Annotated in this window: 20 protein-coding genes; 11 read left to right on the forward strand and 9 right to left on the reverse strand. The window is 73.2% G+C overall.

All coding sequences use genetic code 11. The features are described 5' to 3' along the window. Positions 1-43 precede the first annotated feature (43 nt). Both glpK and ACIRS4_RS09445 read left to right on the forward strand, forming a co-directional pair. Positions 44-1,561 (forward strand): glycerol kinase GlpK, encoded by a 1,518-nt coding sequence (glpK, locus tag ACIRS4_RS09440; RefSeq protein ID WP_404192382.1) that lies wholly within the window; start codon positions 44-46, stop codon positions 1,559-1,561. Positions 1,562-1,730: 169 nt separating this feature from the next. Then, positions 1,731-3,395 (forward strand): multicopper oxidase family protein, encoded by a 1,665-nt coding sequence (locus tag ACIRS4_RS09445; RefSeq protein ID WP_404192385.1) that lies wholly within the window; start codon positions 1,731-1,733, stop codon positions 3,393-3,395. 79 nt (positions 3,396-3,474) lie between these two features. Here the strand turns inward: ACIRS4_RS09445 and ACIRS4_RS09450 are convergent, their stop codons facing one another. The 3 genes from ACIRS4_RS09450 to ACIRS4_RS09460 all read right to left on the reverse strand — a co-directional run bounded on the left by ACIRS4_RS09450 (position 3,475) and on the right by ACIRS4_RS09460 (position 5,621). Next, the gene (locus tag ACIRS4_RS09450; RefSeq protein WP_404193072.1) at positions 3,475-3,711 is read right to left on the reverse strand and encodes a DUF2945 domain-containing protein; all 237 of its coding nucleotides are present in this window, start codon (positions 3,709-3,711) and stop codon (positions 3,475-3,477) included. 162 nt (positions 3,712-3,873) lie between these two features. Next, positions 3,874-4,830, reverse strand: a complete 957-nt coding sequence (locus ACIRS4_RS09455; protein ID WP_404192387.1) for an anti-sigma factor RsbA family regulatory protein — start codon at positions 4,828-4,830, stop codon at positions 3,874-3,876. Continuing rightward, positions 4,827-5,621, reverse strand: a complete 795-nt coding sequence (locus ACIRS4_RS09460; protein WP_404192389.1) for an MEDS domain-containing protein — start codon at positions 5,619-5,621, stop codon at positions 4,827-4,829. Before ACIRS4_RS09460 ends, ACIRS4_RS09455 begins: the two co-directional genes overlap by 4 nt. A 274-nt stretch (positions 5,622-5,895) precedes the next feature. Between ACIRS4_RS09460 and ACIRS4_RS09465 the strand changes: the two genes are divergently transcribed. Then, positions 5,896-6,312 carry an ATP-binding protein gene (locus ACIRS4_RS09465; protein WP_404192391.1) on the forward strand — a complete coding sequence of 139 codons (417 nt, stop codon included), beginning with the start codon at positions 5,896-5,898 and terminating at the stop codon, positions 6,310-6,312. A 6-nt stretch (positions 6,313-6,318) separates the two neighbouring features. Here the strand turns inward: ACIRS4_RS09465 and ACIRS4_RS09470 are convergent, their stop codons facing one another. The 4 genes from ACIRS4_RS09470 to ACIRS4_RS09485 all read right to left on the reverse strand — a co-directional run bounded on the left by ACIRS4_RS09470 (position 6,319) and on the right by ACIRS4_RS09485 (position 8,400). After that, positions 6,319-7,041 (reverse strand): GNAT family N-acetyltransferase, encoded by a 723-nt coding sequence (locus ACIRS4_RS09470; RefSeq protein WP_404192393.1) that lies wholly within the window; start codon positions 7,039-7,041, stop codon positions 6,319-6,321. Beyond that, the gene (locus tag ACIRS4_RS09475; protein WP_404192395.1) at positions 7,038-7,409 is read right to left on the reverse strand and encodes a VOC family protein; all 372 of its coding nucleotides are present in this window, start codon (positions 7,407-7,409) and stop codon (positions 7,038-7,040) included. Before ACIRS4_RS09475 ends, ACIRS4_RS09470 begins: the two co-directional genes overlap by 4 nt. Before the next feature lie 79 nt (positions 7,410-7,488). Continuing rightward, a complete protein-coding gene (locus ACIRS4_RS09480; RefSeq protein ID WP_404192397.1) occupies positions 7,489-8,079 on the reverse strand; it encodes a hypothetical protein in 591 nt (196 codons plus the stop codon). A gap of 9 nt (positions 8,080-8,088) precedes the next feature. After that, a complete protein-coding gene (locus ACIRS4_RS09485) occupies positions 8,089-8,400 on the reverse strand; it encodes a hypothetical protein (RefSeq protein ID WP_404192400.1) in 312 nt (103 codons plus the stop codon). Positions 8,401-8,573: 173 nt separating this feature from the next. Between ACIRS4_RS09485 and ACIRS4_RS09490 the strand changes: the two genes are divergently transcribed. The 3 genes from ACIRS4_RS09490 (at position 8,574) to ACIRS4_RS09500 (ending at position 11,200) form a co-directional block, all read left to right on the forward strand. Next, positions 8,574-9,224, forward strand: a complete 651-nt coding sequence (locus ACIRS4_RS09490; protein WP_404192402.1) for a DUF6629 family protein — start codon at positions 8,574-8,576, stop codon at positions 9,222-9,224. A gap of 110 nt (positions 9,225-9,334) precedes the next feature. Next, positions 9,335-9,592: an EF-hand domain-containing protein gene (locus ACIRS4_RS09495; RefSeq protein WP_358798316.1), complete on the forward strand. Its 258-nt coding sequence runs from the start codon at positions 9,335-9,337 to the stop codon at positions 9,590-9,592. Between the two features lie 129 nt (positions 9,593-9,721). After that, on the forward strand, positions 9,722-11,200 hold the full coding sequence (locus ACIRS4_RS09500) for a glutamate--cysteine ligase (protein WP_404192405.1): 1,479 nt from the start codon (positions 9,722-9,724) through the stop codon (positions 11,198-11,200). A gap of 78 nt (positions 11,201-11,278) precedes the next feature. Here ACIRS4_RS09500 and ACIRS4_RS09505 read toward each other — a convergent pair whose 3' ends face one another. Further along, positions 11,279-11,731, reverse strand: coding sequence for a DUF2690 domain-containing protein (locus ACIRS4_RS09505; protein WP_404192408.1), 453 nt, complete (start codon positions 11,729-11,731; stop codon positions 11,279-11,281). A gap of 261 nt (positions 11,732-11,992) precedes the next feature. On the opposite strand from ACIRS4_RS09505, the gene ACIRS4_RS09510 reads away from it, so the two are divergent. Then, entirely contained in the window at positions 11,993-15,076 is a 3,084-nt protein-coding gene (locus ACIRS4_RS09510) for a tetratricopeptide repeat protein (RefSeq protein WP_404192411.1), read from the forward strand. Positions 15,077-15,228: 152 nt separating this feature from the next. Here the strand turns inward: ACIRS4_RS09510 and ACIRS4_RS09515 are convergent, their stop codons facing one another. Next, positions 15,229-16,224, reverse strand: a complete 996-nt coding sequence (locus tag ACIRS4_RS09515; protein ID WP_404192413.1) for an ArsR/SmtB family transcription factor — start codon at positions 16,222-16,224, stop codon at positions 15,229-15,231. Positions 16,225-16,376: 152 nt separating this feature from the next. Here ACIRS4_RS09515 and ACIRS4_RS09520 point away from each other — a divergent pair, with 152 nt between their 5' ends. The 4 genes from ACIRS4_RS09520 (at position 16,377) to ACIRS4_RS09535 (ending at position 19,087) form a co-directional block, all read left to right on the forward strand. Next, entirely contained in the window at positions 16,377-16,907 is a 531-nt protein-coding gene (locus tag ACIRS4_RS09520; protein WP_404192415.1) for a peptidoglycan-binding protein, read from the forward strand. 184 nt (positions 16,908-17,091) lie between these two features. Then, the gene (locus ACIRS4_RS09525; protein ID WP_402158828.1) at positions 17,092-17,376 is read left to right on the forward strand and encodes a zinc-ribbon domain-containing protein; all 285 of its coding nucleotides are present in this window, start codon (positions 17,092-17,094) and stop codon (positions 17,374-17,376) included. A gap of 115 nt (positions 17,377-17,491) precedes the next feature. After that, positions 17,492-18,076 carry a hypothetical protein gene (locus tag ACIRS4_RS09530; protein ID WP_404192418.1) on the forward strand — a complete coding sequence of 195 codons (585 nt, stop codon included), beginning with the start codon at positions 17,492-17,494 and terminating at the stop codon, positions 18,074-18,076. A 123-nt stretch (positions 18,077-18,199) separates the two neighbouring features. Beyond that, positions 18,200-19,087 (forward strand): oxygenase MpaB family protein, encoded by an 888-nt coding sequence (locus ACIRS4_RS09535; RefSeq protein ID WP_404192421.1) that lies wholly within the window; start codon positions 18,200-18,202, stop codon positions 19,085-19,087. Positions 19,088-19,546 lie beyond the last annotated feature (459 nt).

Genomic DNA, 19,546 nt, shown 5'->3' on the forward strand with positions numbered 1-19,546 from the left:
CCGCACCCTGAGGTGCTGATCCCCGCAACAGAGGCGGTAATCCATGGCTGACTTCGTGGGCGCGGTGGACCAAGGGACCACCAGCACCCGTTTCATGATCTTCGACCACTCCGGCAACGAGGTGGCGAAGCACCAACTGGAGCACGCCCAGATCCTCCCGCAGTCAGGGTGGGTCGAGCACGATCCGGTGGAGATCTGGGAGCGCACCAACTCGGTGATCCAGAACGCCCTGCGGCACGGGAACCTGTCCCCGGACGACCTCGCGGCGATCGGCATCACCAACCAGCGCGAGACCACCGTCGTGTGGGATCCGCGCAACGGGCGCCCCTACTACAACGCCATCGTCTGGCAGGACACCCGCACCGACTCCATCGCCGCCGCGCTGGAGCGTTCGGGCAAGGGCGACGTCATCCGCCGCAAGGCGGGCCTGCCGCCGGCGACGTACTTCTCCGGCGGCAAGATCCAGTGGATCCTGGAGAACGTCGACGGGGTCCGCGAGGCCGCACAGCAGGGTCACGCCCTCTTCGGCAACACCGACGCCTGGGTCCTGTGGAATCTCACGGGCGGTCCCGACGGCGGCATCCACGCCACCGACGTGACCAACGCCAGCCGCACCATGCTGATGGACCTGGAGACCCTCGACTGGGACGACGAGCTGCTGGGCTTCTTCGGGATCCCCCGCGAGATGCTGCCCACCATCAAGCCGTCGTCCGACCGCGAGGCCTACGGCGTCACCCGCACCTCCCGGCCGCTGCGGGCGGCGATCCCCATCGCGGGCGTGCTCGGCGACCAGCAGGCGGCCACGGTCGGGCAGGTCTGCTACGCGCCGGGCGAGGCAAAGAACACCTACGGCACCGGCAACTTCCTTGTGCTCAACACCGGCACGGAGCTGGTGCGTTCGCAGCACGGGCTGCTGACCACCGTGGCGTACCAGTTCGGCGACAGCCCGGCGGTGTACGCCCTGGAGGGATCGATCGCCGTGACCGGGTCCGCGGTGCAGTGGCTGCGCGACCAGATGAAGATCATCGCCAACGCGGCGGAGAGCGAGAGCCTCGCGCGCACCGTGGAGGACAACGGCGGCGTGTACTTCGTGCCCGCGTTCTCGGGCCTGTTCGCGCCGTACTGGCGTTCCGACGCACGCGGCGCGATCGTGGGCCTCGCGCGCTACAACGACAACGGTCACCTGGCCAGGGCGACGCTGGAGGCCATCTGCTACCAGAGCCGCGACGTGGTCGAGGCCATGGAGCAGGACTCCGGGGTGCACCTGGACGTGCTCAAGGTCGACGGCGGCGTGACCGCCAACGACCTGTGCATGCAGATCCAGGCCGATGTGCTCGGTGTGCCGGTCAGCAGGCCGGTCGTCGCCGAGACCACCGCGCTCGGCGCCGCGTACGCGGCGGGGCTCGCCACCGGATTCTGGCGGGACACCGATGAGTTGCGGACCCACTGGCAGGAGTCCAAGCGGTGGGAGCCGCAGTGGTCCGAGGACCGGCGGGCGCAGGGCTACGCGGACTGGAAGAAGGCGGTGGAACGCACGCTCGACTGGGCCAAGGTCGAGTGAGGCGGGGTCTCACCGGGCTCCGACGGAACCGCCGCTCCCCCTGAGCGGCGGTTTCGTCGTCCTTCGTTCCCGCGCGCCCCGGCCTTCGCCGCCGCGACGAGGGCACTGGCGGACGGACACGCCGCCCGGAATCACCCAAATATGACTATAAGACATGTGTTATTCAGTTATGCACACACATACACGGCGCACCGTGCTCGGTGCATCGATCGCGGCCGCCGGTTCGGGAGCCCTGGCCGGCTGCTCCGGGACCGGCCCCGACTCCCGGTCGGCGGCCGGTCCTCGCGCCGGGGCCGACCGCCCCTCGGCGTCCGGCCCGGCCGCCGGAAGCGGTCATGCCGGCGGCTTCGTCCCCAAGGGGCCCCGGGGGTACGTGGACCCGTCCGGCCCCGAGGTGCTCGCCGCCGAGGCGGCCCGCGGGTCCGGCCCGGTCCGCGAGGTCAGACTGACCGCCGTGGAGACCGCCCTGGACCTCGGCGGCCTGACCGTCAGATCGTGGGCGTACGGCGACACGCTGCCGGGCCGGGAGATCCGGGTCCGCTCGGGCGACGTCCTGGCCGTCACGCTCGCCAACCACCTGCCCGAGGCGACGACGCTGCACTCGCACGGTCTGCGGCTGCGCTGCGACATGGACGGCGTGCCAGGCCTCACGCAGTACTCGATCAGGCCCGGCGCGGACTTCCACTACCGCTTCGCGGTGGCGCACCCGGGGACGTACTGGCTGCACTCCCACTCGGGCATGCAGCTCGACCGCGGTCTGTACGCCCCGCTGATCGTCGAGGACCCCCGGGAGCCGCTGTCCTACGACAAGGAGTGGGTCGTCGTCCTGGACGACTGGCTGGACGGCGTGAACGGCTCCACCCCGGACGCCGTGCTCTCCCAGCTGCGGGGCGGCCGGGCGGCGCCCATGGACATGGGCGAGGACCTCTCCCACCACCACGGCTCGGGCCACGGCCCCGCCTCCGGCGCCCGGTCGTCGTCCGGCGGCTCCACCGGCCCGTCCCGCATCCTGCGCCACTCCCGCAGCCGGATGCTGCACAGCCCGGGCGGCCACGTCGACTACCCGCACTACCTCGTCAACGGCCGTCTGCCGCTGGCCCCTTCGGTCTTCCAGGCCCGCCCCGGCGACCGGATCCGGCTGCGCATCATCAACGCCGGCGGCGACACCGCGTTCCGGGTGGCGCTGGGCGGCCACCGGATGACGGTGACCCACACCGACGGCTATCCCGTGGAGCACAAGGAGACGGACGCGCTGCTGATCGGCATGGCCGAACGCTACGACGTGCTGGTCACCGCGCAGGACGGGGTGTTCCCGCTGGTCGCGCTGGCCGAGGGCAAGGACGCCCGGGCCCTGGCCGTGCTGCGCACCGGCAGCGGGGGGACCCCGGGCCCCTTCGTGCACCCGGACGAGCTGGACGGCAGGGTCGTGCCGGCCCGTCGGCTCGTACCGGCGGAGTCCGTGGCCTTCAGCGACCGCGAGCCGGACCGCGAGATGCGCTTCCGGCTGACCGGCGGCATGGAGAAGTTCGACTGGGCCATCGACCACCAGCCCTACTCCGTCGAACAGCGCCACCCCGTCCGCGAGGGGGAACGGGTGCGGGTGACCGTCGTCAACGCCACCGACATGTGGCATCCCGTGCATCTGCACGGCCACACCTTCGCCCTGACGGGCATCGACTCGGTCGGGACGCGCAAGGACACCGCGCTCGTCCTGCCGCACCGCAAGCTCGTCTTCGACTTCATGGCCGACAACCCCGGACTGTGGATGCTGCACTGCCACAACCAGTACCACTCGGAGTCCGGCATGATGACCGTCCTCGGCTATCGCAGATGACGGGCGCCGCCGGCGCCCCGGGACCCGAGGGCCGGCCCCGGCCGGCCCCTCGCTCCGGGCGCCGTCGCGGGGCCGGCGCTCACTTCTTCCCGCGGTTCTTCAGGGCGGACGGCTTGTGCACGGCCGTACGGCCGGACTTGTCGCTGCGGACCTCGTACTGGGGATCGTCCGGGGAGGCGTCGACGGTGCGGCCGGCGGCCTTCGTCCGCTCGGTGATCTTCTTCTCCACGGTTCCGGTGGTCTCGGAGCCGTGACTGCTCCAGGCGACCTTGTCGCCCTCGGACGGCTCCTCCTTGCGGCTGCTGCCCTTGGCCATGGCGGCGCTCCTCATGACGGCGGTGCTTCCTCCGGGCCCGCGACGGGCGCGGCGCCCTTGTCTCCACCGTGCGGGCCGCACCCGCGCCCCGCACCCCGGGGAAGCCGAGGGCTGCACGGGGGCGGCGCCGGCCGGGACGGACCGGACGTCGCCCGCGGACGCTCAGCGGCGCAGCGCGCTGTGCAGGCGGACCGTCGTGCCGTCCTCGAGGGTGGACCGCAGTTCCACGAGGTCGCAGAGCTGGTGGGCCAGCCACAGGCCGCGGCCGCCCACCTGGGAGGCATGGGGCCGCACCCGGCCGAGGAGGGGGTCCTCGATGTGGCCGCGGTCCCAGAACTCGCAGATCATGCGGTCCTCGTCGACCCAGGTACGCAGCATGCCCCGGCCGCCGCCGTGCTTGATGCTGTTGCCGGCGATCTCCGTGGCGGCGATGCTCAGTTCGCGCAGCCGCACCCCGTCCAGACCGTTGCGCTCGGCGCACTCGGCGATCCGGGCGCGCACCGCGGCGAGGTCTCCCGTCCCGTACCACAGTTCCTCGAAGGGGTCACAGGGGCCGCCCATGTGTTCGAACGCGTAGGCGGCCTCGGCGTCGTAGCCCTCGCTGGGCCGGCTGCGGCCGTCCTGACGCAGCTCGGGGTGGCAGCGGGCCATGGCCGTCAGGTCGGCGTTCGTGCCGTCGGTGTCGTAGGGGCACAGCAGCCGCCAGGCGGGGCTGTCGGCGAAGGCCTTGTTGAGGAGCCACTCGTGATAGCGCAGTTCCCGGACCTCGGCCCGGCTGTGCGCGTCCTCCCAGCTGGACTCGCCGATGCCGCGCACCGGACGGCCGTCGACGGCGTGCTCGTGGATCCATCCCTGCCAGGCGGCGATGAGCCGCCCCGGGTGGTGGGCGACGGAGTCGGTGTCGACGAAACGGACGGTCGACAGCTCGGGGAGTTCGGCGCGCAGCAGCGACACCTTGTGCTGCGGGACGGCCACGACCACGGCCTCGTCGCCGTCGAGCGCCTCGTGGATGAAGCCGAGCGTGCCGTCGAGGAACGCCTCGCGGCCCTGGTACGGATACAGCTCGTGCCGGTAGCCGGAGCTCTGGTCCGGCGTGTCGGCCGGAGTGCGGTCGGTCATGGCGAGATCACCACCGGTACCTCGGGCGCGGCGAATCCCGACAACTTCCAGCACAGCCGCACGGTCTCGTTGGCCCCCTCGATGATCACCTGTCGGTCGGGCAGGTACCGTGCCGCGTCGGCCAGTGCGCTCATCCCCGACGCGTCGAAGAACTCCAGCTCGTGGCACATCAGGCGCACCACCGGGGCGTGGGCGACGAGGTTGCGCAGCACCGCGCCGAACGCCGCGGCACCCGCGGAGTCGATGACTCCTGTCACCGTCCAGTGTCCCTCTCCGGTCCTGAACACCCGGAACTCGGGCGCTGCGGGTCGGCTGCCCACATGGTGCGGATGCACACACGTCACTTGATCGAGAGTGGGCGGGTCCCAGTCGGCGGGGCGGTAGGTGCACAGGACCATGGCGCCGCTGTCCGCGGCGAACTCCTCCAGATCCAGTTCGCTCTGCAGCATGCCGTCGGGAGGGGCGCCGGTACGGTCGGCCGTGACATGGCGCAGGATGCGCACGGCGCGGAAGCCCTCGCGTCCGGCGTTCTCGGCCTCGCGGCGCACCGCGGCGAGCAGCGATCCGTCCAGCCGCGCGGGGTCGATGAGCACGGGGGCAGGGGCGTCGGGGAGGCGGCGGGGGGCTCCGCCGTCGGGTCCGACGATGACGATCTTGTCGCCGAAGAGCGCGCCGTCTGCGACGAAGGCGCGGCTGCGCTCGCCCGCGGTCTCGGCCGGTTCCAGGAGCTGGCAGACGTGGTCGCCGCTCTCCACCTCGTCCAGCGTGGACAGGCCGCGTGCCGCTCTCACCGGTGTTCCTCTGTCACACGACCTACTGTATAAGCCGTCGGCCCGTCCTGTCGGGGCAGGTCAGACGGCCGTCCGCCGGTTCCGGGCCCCGGCCCCCCCAGGCGCGGACGGCGCGGGTACGCCGGCGGGTGCGGGTACGGCGGGCCGGGTGTGACGGCGAGGGACGGGGCGCCGTCGGCGCCGCGGGTTCGGCCGGGTGCCCGGTTGTCCGGCTTCATGCCGCTTCCGAAGGGTAGACGCTGTCTCAGCGGCACCGATCGAGGGAGGGAACACCGTGGACCGATCAGCGGTGCGTGCAGTGGGCTGGGCCCGCGCTCTACCGATAAACAGCTCCGTCAAGGAGGCCCGTGACTGGGCCCGCCGACATCTCGACACGCTGGGCTGGACCAGCGACGACCCACAGACGGTGGACTCCGTCCTGCTCACCGTCTCCGAACTGGTCACCAACGCCCACCGGCATGCGCGCAGCAGCGCCCAGCTGGTCATGACCTGGGACAGCCGGTGTCTGCACATCGCCGTCCACGACGGGTCGCCCGACCTGCCGAGCCCTAAGCCGCCGAGCACGGAACGCGTCGGCGGCCGCGGGATGATGCTCGTCGACGCACTCGCCGACAGCTGGGAGACCCGGCCCTGCCCGCACGGCAAGACGGTCACGGCGTGCTTCCGCCCGGCGCAGTCCGCACTGTCCTGACCCGCCTCAACGGACGACGTCCGGACGGACGCTCAGCTGGGCGCCCATCTCTCTGAAGCCCAGCGCCCCGGCCACCCTCCGGGACGCCTTTGAGCGGGCCCGCCACTGGGGCAGCAGGCCGGCGTCGAACGCGTGGCCCACGGCAGCGGAGGCGGTCCGCCGCGCCAGCCCGCGCCCGCGGCGGCCCGGCGCGGTCAGGACGCACACATGGGCGGTCGACTCCGGCCAGCTCGTGTATCCCGCTGCGGCCACGACGTCCGCGCCGTCCCGCAGGACGAACACCGGCGAATCGACGTCGGCGAGACCGCTCTCCTCCGTGTCCTCGGGCCCTGCGGCCGCTATCAGCGCGCGGATGTCGTCGTGACCTGCGGGAAGGGCCGCGACCTGTGCCGCGACGGGCCGGAAGCGGTCGGTCGGGAGATACGCGAGGACGGCGGGCCCGAGCACGTCGGCGACGGGCAGCCTCGCCGCGACGGCGTCCGCCCGGACCAGTGCGTCCACGGGCGTCCCGGCCAGCGCCCGTCGCAGCATGCCGGTGCTCGGCTCGTCGGGCCCGGTGACGAGCACACCGTCCTCCAGCCGGACGATCCCGGCCCACCCCGGCGGGCACAGCCGTGACCGGGGCGAGTGGACGATCAGGACGCCGCCGCCCGTCGGGAACGGCCCCGGCACGGCGGCCAGCCGCTCCCACAACCCGTGCACCCGGGTCAGCAGCGCGTCCCCCGTCATGCGCCGTCCCCCTTGGGCAGGGTCAGGCAGAAGGGGTGGCCGGCCGGGTCGGTGAGGATGCGCCAGCGGTCACCGCCCGGCTGTGACTCGGGGCGGGCAGCGCCCAGCTGCGACAACCGCTGCTCGGCGGCGTCCAGGTCGTCGACGGCGAAGTCGAGATGGATCTGCTGCGGCACGCTCTGCCCCGGCCAGCGCGGGGGCTCGTAGTCGTCGACCCGCTGGAAGCCGAGCAGCAGACCACCCTCACCGACGAGTCCGGCGAAGTCCTCACCCGACGCGTGGTGCAGCGGAAGACCCGTCGCGTGCGCGTAGAACGCGGCCAGAGCCGGCGGGTCGGGGCAGTCGAGGGTGATCGCCGTGAGTCGCATGCGCCCACTCTCCTGAACGGCCTCGCCTTCGCGCCACCGGATTCCGCGGGAGCCGGGTCCGGGCCTGCGGCCGACGGTGTCAGCTGAAGATGTCCAGGACATCCGGCCAGGAGCCGCCGTCGCCGGTGGACGAGCGGGCCCGCATCGGGCGCGGCTCGGGGTAGGCCGCCGCCGCGGCTTTCGCGCGGACGACCTCCGGCCCGCCGCACGCCGCGACCGCGAAGGCACCCAAGGCCTCGGCGAATGCGGCCGGGTCGCGAAGCTCCAGGCCGAACGCCCGGCCGTCCCGCAACGGCACCCACACCACCCGGTCGCGCCGGACCCACTCCAGCACCGGCTGATCGTCCGCGGTCGAGCGCCCCTCCAGCCAGAGCCGCGCGACGTGCAGCAGGTTCACCTCCTCCATCGACAACCGGTTACGCCGTACCCGCAGTTCGCGTGTCGTCAGCAGGATGCGCTGGTCCTTCTTCGGGTACCAGATGACGCCGATGCCGAACGGCACCCACAGCAGGATCCCGATCAACGGCCAGACCAGCGCGTCGCCCCACGAGCGGAGCAGCCCGCCGTCCAGCAGGGACAGGGCCCCGAAGACCACAGCCCACTTGGCCGTCATCCGCCAGAACCCGGTGCCCTGCCGGTACAGAACGCGCCGCTTCCTCGTCATCGTCATGCCGGCACGCTATCCGGCGGCCGCCGAAGGCAACGGCCGGGCTTCCTGCAGCACATGCAGGGCCTGGCCGGCATCACGTTCACGCCTGGCGAGCGCATGCAGCACGGCTTGATCGCCGTGCCGGTCGCGGGCGGCCGCGACGAGGACGCCGACCGCGACGGCGAGTGTGGCCTCGGGCGTCCGGCACTGAGCGCCCACGCTCAGAAACCAGGTCGTCGAGGTGCACAGCCCGTTCGGCGCCCGACAGGTATGCCTCGCGTATTTCCTCAGCGATGCGAGGCAGCATGCCCGCACGAAGATCGTCTTGGTCACCAGGTCCATATGGCGGAACCATCGACCGGACCTGAACGAGCAACTCCCCTTCCGCCGGGGCGGCTTCATCGGCTCGCGGCTCGCCGGTCACCCCTTCGCCCCGCGGCAGGATTGGATCAGGAGCCCGAGGGGCAAGGGTCCGTGAGCCACGGCACCACTCCCCGACCCCTGGCGGTGAACCGATGTGCTGGAGTGCGACGGCCGATCTGGTGGCGGGAGCCGGCGTCGGCGCGGTCGGGGTGGCTTGTGTGGCACGGGTGCGGCGGAGGACGGAACTGCCGCTCGCCGCGCTGCCGTTGCTGCTGGGCGCCCATCAGCTCGTCGAGGCGGCGGTGTGGGCGTCGGACGGTGGGCGAGGGCCCGCCACCGTGGTCTGGGCCGTCATCGCGCTGCCCCTGCTGGCGGTCTGGGTGCCGGCGGGGACGGTGTGCGCCGCGTCGCCGCGGGCCCGGCGCCGGCTCCTCGTCCCGCTGGCGGTAGGCGTGGTCACCGCCGCGGTGCTCGGGTACGCGCTGGCGACCGGCCCGGTGACGGCCGAGATCCGCGGGCACACCGTGGGTTACGCCGTCGATCTCTCCCACCCCGCTCTGCTGGTCGCGGGCTATCTGCCGGCCACCGTCGGAGCCCTGCTGCTGTCGGGCGACCGGTGGCTGGTGGGGCTGGGGAGCCTGGTCGCGGTGGGCGCGGCGGGATGCTGGGCTCTGTGGCGGCTGGAGTTCGTGTCGACCTGGTGCGCGGTCGCGGCGGTGTGCTCGATCGTGCTGTACGGGTGGGCGCGCGAGAGGTCCGCCGTACCGGGAACCCGGGCGGGGCGGGAGGCGTTGCGTGGGTGAGCGCGGCGGGCCGGCCCGCCCGACGGCGCCGGACGGGCGCTGAAACAGCCGGTGACGGACGGGCGCCGGGGCAGCCGGCGCCGGACCGGCGCTGAAGAAACGGGGACGACATGGCGAGTGACAAGGCGCGAAAACTGTTCGAGGCGCTCGACCTCGACGCGAACGGCACGCTGACACGTGAGGAAGTGATCGTCGCGCTGCGGAGAAAGGGCCCGGTCCTGGCGGCCTCGGGCGACCTGCCGTTCTGGGCGCTGGGCGACGCGGACGCCTCCTCCGCCCTGTTCGACGCCGCCGACCAGAACGGGGACTCGGTGCTGACGCTGGAGGAGTTCGCGGCCGTGGTGGACCGCCGCTTCGGCTGGCGCTGAGGGTCCCGCCGCGCGCCGGTCCGGCGGCGTTCGCCCAGCGCCCCCGCGCTCCTCCCGTATGGTCCGCCCCGCCGGGTGGTGCGACGCTGGAGTGGTCAGGTTCGCTGGAGGGGAGTGCCGGGAGGGCCGATGGGACGGGACGTCCCGGCGATGGTCTTCACCCGCGAGGACCGCCGCCGGTACCGGATCAAGATGCAGGAATGCCTCGACGCGCTCGCGCAGATGCTGCGTGACTCCCGCTTCGAGTCGGAGCGGCCCCGGGTGGGGCTGGAGATCGAGCTGAACCTGGTCGACGGCGAGGCCGAGCCGGCCATGCGCAACAACGACGTGCTGGAGGCGATAGCGGATCCGGCCTGGTCCACCGAGCTGGGCCGGTTCAACCTGGAGATCAACGTCCCGCCGCGCCGGCTGACGGAGGGCGGCCCGGAGTCCTGGGAGTCGGAGATCCGCGCCGCGCTCAACCACGCCGACGAGCGCGCCAGGACCGTCGCCGCCCGGCTGATCATGATCGGCATCCTGCCCACGCTGCGGCAGGAGGACGTGGGCGAGGGATCGCTCTCGGAGAACCCGCGCTACCGTCTGCTGAACGACCAGGTCTTCGCGGCGCGCGGCGAGGACCTGCGGATCGAGGTGGACGGCGTCGACCGGCTGCGGACGTACGCGGACACGATCACCCCGGAGGCCGCGTGCACCAGCACGCAGTTCCATCTCCAGGTCTCCCCGGAGGAGTTCGCCGCGTACTGGAACGCGGCGCAGGCCACCGCCGGCGTACAGGTCGCGCTCGCGGCGAACGCGCCGTTCCTGTTCGGCAAGGAGCTGTGGCACGAGACGCGGATCCCGTTGTTCGAGCAGGCCACCGACACCCGCCCGGAGGAGATCAAGGTTCAGGGGGTGCGACCCCGGGTGTGGTTCGGCGAGCGGTGGATCAACAGCGTCTTCGACCTGTTCGAGGAGAATCTGCGCTACTTCCCCGCCCTGCTGCCGCTGTGCGACGAGCAGGAGCCGGCGCGGACGCTGGACGAGGGCGACATCCCCGAGCTGGCCGAGCTGACCCTGCACAACGGGACGATCTACCGGTGGAACCGCCCGGTGTACGCCGTGGCCCACGACATGCCGCATCTGCGGGTGGAGAACCGGGTGCTGCCCGCCGGGCCGACCGTCGCGGACACCCTCGCCAACGGGGCGTTCTACTACGGGCTCACCCGCGCCCTGGTGGAGGAGGAGCGGCCGGTGTGGTCCCGGATGTCCTTCGCCGCCGCCGAGGACAACCTGCACATGGCGGCCCGGCAAGGCATCGAGGCGCCGCTGTACTGGCCGGGGATGGGCGAGGTGCCGGTGCCCGAACTCGTCCTGCGGCGGCTGCTGCCGCTGGCGCACCGGGGGCTGGAGCTGTCCGGCATGGACGCGTCGTGGCGGGAGCCGCTGCTCGGCGTGATCGAGCAGCGGTGCGTGACCGGCCGCAACGGGGCGGTGTGGCAGAAGGAGATGTTCCACCGGATCGAGGACGCCGACCACGCGGGCCGGCACGAGGCGCTGCGCCGGATGACGCAGCTGTACATCGACTACATGCACCTCAACGCCCCGGTGCACACCTGGCCGGTCGACTGACCCGGCCCGGGGGGCAGGCGGCGGACACGGGTACGGGGTCCGCCGCCTGCGACGGACCCCGTTTCACGACCGTGCGTCTCAGTAGCTCGACGTGTGGCCCTCGTAGGTCCGCGCGCCGCTGTCCCACATGCCCTTGGCGAACGAGGTCACGTTGACGTCGTTGACCATCCGCGTGTAGCAGCTCGTGCCGCCCACCGGCACGGAGCAGGAGTACTCGCGCCCGTCGGAGTTGCGGCGGACCGTGGCGTACGGGGTGAACTGGTCGCGCGTGTCGTAGCTCGCGCGGGAGATGCGCGCCCACGCCGCCCGGCAGCTCGGGCTGTAGCGCAGCTCGACGAACGCCTGGCCGAGCCAGACGCCGGCCACGGGGGACTTGGCGTCGTCCGAGCAGTACGTGTCGGGGTCCTTGCCCTCGCAGGACGAGCCGTAGCAGCTCGCGGTGGGGGCCGCGCTCGCGGGGGCGGCGACGGCGGTGCCCGCCCCGGCCATCATCAGGACGGACGCGGCCGCGGCCCAGCGCCGAAGGTTCATCTTCTGTCTCCTCTTGGGGTGTTCTGCGTCCTGCTCGCCGGGTCCCTGCCGAACCCCGTACGACAGGGACCCGCGTGCAGCCGGTGTGACGCTTCGTCAGGGTCCGATCCGGTGGGGCTGGTTCGTGCGGCGGAACGCCTGACGACCTGCGCCGTGAGGATCTACGGTGGACCTTGCGAAAACCTTGTGACGGCAGGCGGTGTGCCGGCGCGTCACGGCGAACGGATCTATCGGAGGACGAGTGGAAGCCCGGCGTCAGCGGTGATACTGCACTTGCTCGGCCCCCTTGAGCTGCGGGTCGCGGGGCGCGTGCGCGAGGTGGGGCAGCCGCGCCGGCGAGCGGTCCTGGCGGCGCTGGCGGCGGACGCGGGGCGGCCCGTCCCGGTGGACGCCCTGATCGACCGTGTGTGGGACGCCGAGCCGCCCGACGGGGCGAGATCGGTCCTGTACGCGCACATCAGCCGACTTCGCCGGCTTCTGGACGACGCGACGACGGAAGCCGACGCGCGGGGGGCCGAGGCGGCCGCGCTCCGTATCGTCAGAGCGTCCGGCGGCTACGTCCTGGAGGCCGACGACGACGCCGTCGACCTGCTGCGTTTCCGCGCGCTCGTCGCCCGGGGCCGCGCGTGTCCCTCGGTGGCGGAGCGCGCCCGTGTCCTTCGGGAGGCGCTGGGGCTGTGGCGTGGTGCGCCGCTGCCGGAGCTGTCGGGAGCGTGGGCCGAGCGCGTGCGGGCCGTGTGGAGCAGCGAGCGGATCGAGGCGGCGCTCGCCTGGGCGGGGGCGGTCCGGCACGAGGGGAGGCCCGAGGAAGTGCCCGCCCTGCTCGCGCCGTTGGCGGCCGAGCATCCCCTGGCCGAGCCCTTGGCCGTGATGCTCGTCCGCGCTCTGGGCGAGGCCGGCCGGACGGCGGAGGCCGTGCAGGCCTATACCACCGCCGAGCGGCAGTTGACCGACGAGCTGGGCGTGGGCCCGGGACGTGAACTGCGTTCGGTGTACGAGGAGTTGCTGAGCGAGAGGGACGGCGGGCAGCCGACGCCGGGCGCGCCGTGCCCCGCGCCCGCCACGACTCCCGTCGCCACCGCTTGCGTCCCGGCCCAACTCCCGATGGACGTACGTGCTTTCACTGGCCGAGAAGATCAACTCGCGGATCTGACACGGCATCTGCTCGATGGTCAGGACGCCTGCCGGGCGGCGGCGGTCGTCGTCTCCGCCGTCTCGGGCACGGCCGGCGTCGGCAAGACCGCGCTGGCCGTCCACTGGGCGCACCGGGTCCGCGACGCCTTCCCCGACGGTCAGCTCTACGTCGACCTGCGCGGCTACGACCCGCAGGAACCGGTGTCCGCGGCGCAGGCGCTCGCCGGGTTCCTCACCGCGCTCGGCGTCCCGGGGACGGAGATCCCGCTGCGGCTCGACGACCGGGCGGCGCGCTACCGGACGGCCGTCGACGGACGGCGGCTGCTCGTCGTCCTCGACAACGCCGCCTCCGCCGCCCAGGTCAGGCCGCTGCTGCCGGGCACTCCGGCCTGCCGGGTGCTGATCACGAGCCGGGACTCGCTGGCGTCGCTGGTGTCGGTCAACGGAGCGCACCGGGTGGTCCTCAACGCCCTCTCCCCCGACGAGGCGACGGCGCTGCTGCGCACGCTGACCGGGTCGCGCGTGGACGCCGAGCCGGCCGAGGCCGCGGCGCTGGCCGAGCAGTGCGGGCGGCTGCCGCTGGCGTTGCGGGTGGCGGCCGAGCTGGTGCTGTCGCGGCCCGCCGAGCCCCTGGCCGCGCTGGTGGCCGAACTGCGCGACCGGCGACGGCGCCTGGACCTGCTGGACGGCGACGGGGACCCCCGTGCCGCGGTACGGGCCGTCTTCTCCTGGTCCTACGACCGTCTGCCCGAACTGCCGGCCCGGCTGTTCCGGCTGTTGGGCCTGCACCCGGGGCCGGACGCCGACGTCCACTCCGCCGCCGCCCTGGCCGGCGAGTCCGCGGACCGCACCCGGCGGGCGCTGGACGTGCTGGCCGGGGCACACCTGGTGGAGCGCACCGCTCCCGGCCGGTACGGCATGCACGACCTGCTGCGGGCCTACGCCGGGGAGCTGGCCGTCCGGCACCACGCGACGCGGGACCGGGACGCCGCGCTGGCCCGTCTGCTGGACCACTGTCTGGCGGCGTCCGCCGCGGCCATGGACCTGCTCTACCCGGCCGAACGGCACTTGCGTCCCGTGGTCGACCTGCCTTCCGCCGGTCTGCCGCCGCTGCGGACGGCCGAGGAGTGCCGGGCCTGGTTGGCCGCCGTGCAGCCCACTTTGGTGGCCCTGTGCTCGCGGACCGAGGAGCCCGGCCCGTCGGGGCACACCGTGCGGCTCGCCACCACCCTGCACCGGCATTACGAGCGCTGCGGGCACTACGCCGACGCCCTGGCCGTGCACACCCACGCCCTGAGGGCGGCCCGTTCGGCCGGCGACGCCCGCGGCGAGGCCGACGTGCTGGTCTGCCTGGGGGCGGTGCACCGGCGGCTCGGCGACTACGACAGCGCCCACCGCTGCCACGACACCGCCCTCGCGCTGTGCCGGCGCGTCGGGTACCGCACCGGGGAGGCCCGGCATCTGACCAACGTCGGCGTGCTGCACGAACTGCGCGGGCAGTACCGGGAGGCCGCCGATCACCATGAGCGGGCGGTCGGGCTGTTCCGGGCGGCGGGCGACGCGCACGGCGAGGCGGACGTGCTCAACAATCTGGGCATCGTGCACGAGTTGCTGGAGGACTACCAGGCGTCGATCGAGCGGTACCGCAGAGCGCTGGATCTGTACCGGGCGACGGGTCACGCGCTGGGTGAGGCCAGCGCGCTCGGCAACCTGGGCATCGTCGTGGCCCGGCTGGGCGACCATGCGGCCGCGGCCGGGTACTTCGAGCGGGCCCTCGCCCTGTTCCGGCGGCTGGACAACACCGGCGGTGAGGCGCACGCGCTGTCCAACCTGGGCGACGCGTTCAGCGGACTCGGCCGGTACGAGGAGGCCGCGGCGCACCAGGGCCGGGCGCTGGAGCTGTTCCGGCGGACCGGGGAGCGCTACGGCGAGGCCGGGGCCCTCAACGGTCTGGGCGAGGCCCTGTACGGGGCCGGACGGCACGTCGAGGCGCTCGACGCGCACGCCTCGGCGCTGGAGGTGGCGTCGGGGATCGAGGAGCGGGAGGAACAGGCCCGCGCCCACGTCGGCACCGCCGCGGTCCGGCAGGCGCTGCGGGATCCGGAGCGCGCCGAGCACCACCTCCGGGCGGCGCTGGCGCTGTACACGGCGCTCGACTCGCCCCGCGCCGACGAGGTGCGCAAGGCGCTTCTGCTGGTGCGGGACGCCTGAGGGGGCCTCGCACTCGCCCGTCCGGTGCGGTCGCCGAGGCACTGCGGCACCGGCCCAAGGGGCCCTTGCCTGAGAGCTCCGAACAAAAGGCGAGCTGGGCTCCACTTTTGTTCGGAGCTCTGAGACTCATTTTTTGTTCGGAGCTCTGAGACTCATTCGGCGCGCTCGGCGTTTCGCAGGAGGGCCGCGCCGAGCGGGGTGAGGGTGTGCAGGACCATCGTCGCGCGGCGGTGGCTGGTGATCAGGCCCGCCTCGCGCAGGACGGCGGCGTGCTGGCTGGCGCCCGAGGCGGAGACGCCGGCGAGGCGGGCCAGTTCGCCGGTGGTCGCGCCGGCTGCGGCCGCGCGCAGCACGGCGGAGCGGGTGCGGCCCAGCAGGGCGACCAACGGGGCTCCGTGGCCCGGTGGTTCGGTCGGTGCGGGCGTGGGCGGGCGATGGTGCAGCGGGTAGACGAGCACGGGGTCCAGGGCCGGGTCGGCGAGAGCGACGGGGCCGTGCCAGAGGAAATAGGAGGGCACCAGCCGCAGACCCCGGCCGCGTAAGTGCAGGTCGCGGTCCTGGACCGGGTAGTCGACGTGCAGCACCGGGGGCCGCCAGCGCATCGTGGGGCCCAGTTCGCCGAGCATCCGTTCCGTGCCGCCGTCGAGCAGGCAGCGGGCGCGGGCCGAGCGGTCGGCGTCGATCAGCGACTGGATGCGCTCGCCGTAGGGGGCGATCGCAAGGTCGTGGTAGGCGCGGATCGCCCTCGTCACGTCCCGCAGGACCTCCCGCTCGCCCAGCCGCAGCATCCAGGGCGGCACGGTGGACACCTTCGTGAGCAGGCGCACCTCCTCGCTCACCCGTCCGGCCGGTGTGTCCTCGACGGCGGCGAGGCCGGCCGCGAGGCCGTCGCGGGACTCGGCGGGCGTGAGGAAGTCGGGGTAGTAGGGGCCGCGGAAGAACAGCGGCAGGAGCGCGGTGGACACCGCGCGGGCCAGCCCGCGGTCCCTCAGCGCGCGGGTGGTGGCGCGGTACCAGTCGGCGTAGGCCCGGCGGCCCTGGCGGGTCTGGAAACGGTGCAGGCTGAACGCGACCTCCCACAGCGGATCCGGTGCGCGGGCCACGCGGGTGCGGGCCAGGTCGGCGTCGGTGAAATGAATGCGGAGCATCGGATTCCCCCCGAGGACCTCGGCCTTTCAGGCAGGCCGGAACATCATGGGCACGTCAATGGTGGACTGGCAAGATCCCGTCTCGCGCCGAGCCCGAGCGGCCCGCGCCCGCCCCGCCGACGGGGCCGGTCCCCCAGGGAGAGGACACACCCATGCGTACGGACACCAGGCGAGCCAGACTCATGGTCGGGACGATCGGCGCACTCACCGCCGCCGTGCTGGGACTCAGCGCCTCCCCGGCCGCCGCCAGCGGGACCTACAGCGGCCGGGCCTACGTCTACGGCGGCGGGGCCTTCGCCGACGACTGGAACGACGAGGGCATCGTCTCGACCGGCACCAACCGGCAGTCCAACGCCACGTGCCTGTGGCAGAAGATCCTCTGGGCCGACGGCAAGCTCGCCGCCTCCGGGATCGACGGCGACTTCGGGACCGGCACCTACAACGCGACCAGGGCGTGGCAGGACCTCTGGGAGGGCCTCGGCGTCGACGGTTCGGCGGGCCGCGATACCTGGACGCAGGCCGGCAAGTGGCTGCGGGACATCGACGGCAACGGCGCCGTCGACACCTACATCGGTCTCGTCCGCAACTTCACGATCAGCCGTGACAGCGACGGCCGCTACCACTTCCCCGACGGCAGCGGCAGCGGCCGCATCGCGGGCTACGACTACCGCACCTGCAGCTGACGCGGAGGGCCGGGTGCGGGCGCGGGCGTCACGCCCGTACCCGCACCCGGTCCGGACGCCCGGCGGCATACGCCTCCTCCCCCGCCCGCTTCCCACCGCCATGCACCAGACTGGGGGGCGCAAGCGCAGTTCGTGTCCGTCGGCGTCGTGTCGCGCGGGCCGTGCCCCGGGAGGAAGCGACAGCGTGATCATCTTCGGCACCAAGGGATACCTGTACCAGCTCGCCATACTGACCCTGGTGTGCGGCCGGTGTCACAACCCCGCCGCGCACACGCTCAGGAAGCGGGTCACGAAGTTCACTCTGTTCTTCGTGCCGCTGTTCCCGATCTCGACGAAGTACCTCACCCAGTGCACGTTCTGCGGTGCGGAGCAGAAGGTGGGCCGGGAGCAGGCCGAGCAGCTGCGCGCACAGAGCGCGGGCGGTCCGGCGTACGGGCAGCCGCAGCACCAGCAGCCGTACCAGTCGTAGCAGCCGTACCGGTCGCAACCCTGCGGCTCGAAGACGACGTGCGAACCGTGCAACCATCGCGCCGCCCGGATTGTCCTAACTGACAACAGACACTACGGACTCTCCGGGGGACACCATGGTGCGAAGCAGAACCGTCTGGGCGGCCGCCGCCCTCATGACCGCCACGCTGGCCGTGGCCGTGACGCCGGCCGAGGCCGCCCCGGCCGCCGCCCCTCGGGCCGCAGCGGCCTGCCCCACCGGCTGGGGCAGCGTCGCCAAGACGTACTCCGCCGGCACGGCGGAGTCGGTGACGAACGTCAGAACAGGACGCCACGACTGCTACGACCGGTTCGTGGTGGACGTCCCCGGCGCGGCGAGCAACGAACTCGGCTACTCCGTCCAGTACGTCGACCGCCTGTACCAGGACGGTTCCGGCCGTCCGATCCCCGTCGGCGGCGGCGCCGTCCTGGAGGTGCGCGTGAACGCGCCCGCCTACGACGTGGACACCGGCGCGCCCACCTATCCCGGCAGGGTCGCCCAGCCGCTCCCGGGCGTCGACCTCACCGGGTACGGCACGTTCCGCGACACCCGCTACGCCGGCAGCTTCGAGGGCGTCACCCAGCTGGGACTCGGGGTGCGGGCCAGGCTGCCGTTCCGGGTGCTGAGGCTGGACGGCGCGCTCGTCGTGGACGTCGCCCACTCCTGGACCGCCGCCCGCTGACCCGGCCGCCGTCGCCCCACCCACGACCGCCCGCCCGGGCCGCCCGTCGCATCGGGCGCCCCGGCGCGGGTACCCGGGGAGCCAGCACGCTCCACGGCGGCGCCGGGAGGAGGCCGAGGGGTCATGAGACTGAGCGGAGCAGGCGTGGCGGGCCCGAGGGAAAGGCTCGGCAACGGCCTGTTCATCCGCGTCGCCGGGCCGGACGGCCCCCGCAACCGCGCCCGTATCCACGACACGCCGGGCCCGCGCTGGTTCGGGCCCGAGCGTCCGGTGCGCCGGGTGCACGGGGACGCCTCGATGTTCATCGGCGGCCTGTCCGCCCTGCTGCTCCAATCACTGCACCCGCTCGCGATGGCCGCCGTGGCCGCCCACTCAGGCTTCCGCGGCGACCCGTGGGGGCGGCTCCAGCGCACGAGCACCTTCCTGGCCACGACGACGTACGGCACCGCCGAACACGCACAGCAGGCCTGCGACCGGGTTCGCGCCGTCCACGAACGGGTGAGCGGAGTGACGGACACGGGCGAGGAGTACCACGCCTCGGACCCGCGTCTGCTCGGCTGGGTCCACGCGGCGGAGGCCGACAGCTTCCTGCGCGCCCACCAGCGTTACGGCGCGCGTCCGCTGACGGAGGAGGAGTGCGACGGGTACGTCGCCGACATGGCGCGGGTCGCCGACGCACTCGGCGTGCCCGATCCGCCGCGCAGCCGGGCCGCACTCGCCGAGCGGCTGGCCGCGTACCGCCCGGAGCTGCGAGCCACGGCCCAGGCGCGGGACACCGCGCGCTTCCTCCTGCTCAGCCCGCCGGTCCCGCTCGTCGCCCGGCTGCCGTACGGGGTGCTCGCCGCGAACGCCGTGTCGCTCCTGCCGGACTGGGCCGCCCGGGAACTGCGGCTGCCCCGGCTGCCGGTCGTCGACGGCCTGTGCGTACGGCCCCTCGGCCACGCCATGACGGCCACGGTCCGGTGGGCCATGGCTCCGGCTCGGCGCGCGGCGACGGCTCCCGCCACCTGACGGGGCGACGGGCCCGGGGGGCGAGCGTAAGGGCTCACCCGTGTCCCCCGTTCGAGCAGGAGGCCCGGCTCCGGCGGAGTCTGCGTCAACTCTCCTGAGGCGGCGGGTGTTTGCTCGTCACGTGCCGGCCGGCGGCCGCGCCCGGCCGCCCTCGGCCGTCACCCGGGTGAGCGCCTTGAGTGGTGGCCCGCAGGCGTGTGACTGACGGTGGATCACGTCAGGCCGGTTCGAGTCAGCTGACTGCCTGCCAGCTGCCCGGCTGTGACGGAAGGAATCACAGATGCGCTCTGCCCGCATGCTCTTCGCCACCGCGGCGGCCTCGGCCGTCCTCGCCCTCACCACGCCCGGCGCCGCCTTCGCCGTCAGCGCCTACGACCACGACGACTCCTCCTACAGCAAGGAAGCGGACAAGGACAAGGAGCACGGCAAGGAGGAGGACAAGGAGAAGGGCTCCTGGTC

It is taken from the genome of Streptomyces sp. NPDC101166 (assembly GCF_044768125.1).
GTDB lineage: Bacteria > Actinomycetota > Actinomycetes > Streptomycetales > Streptomycetaceae > Streptomyces.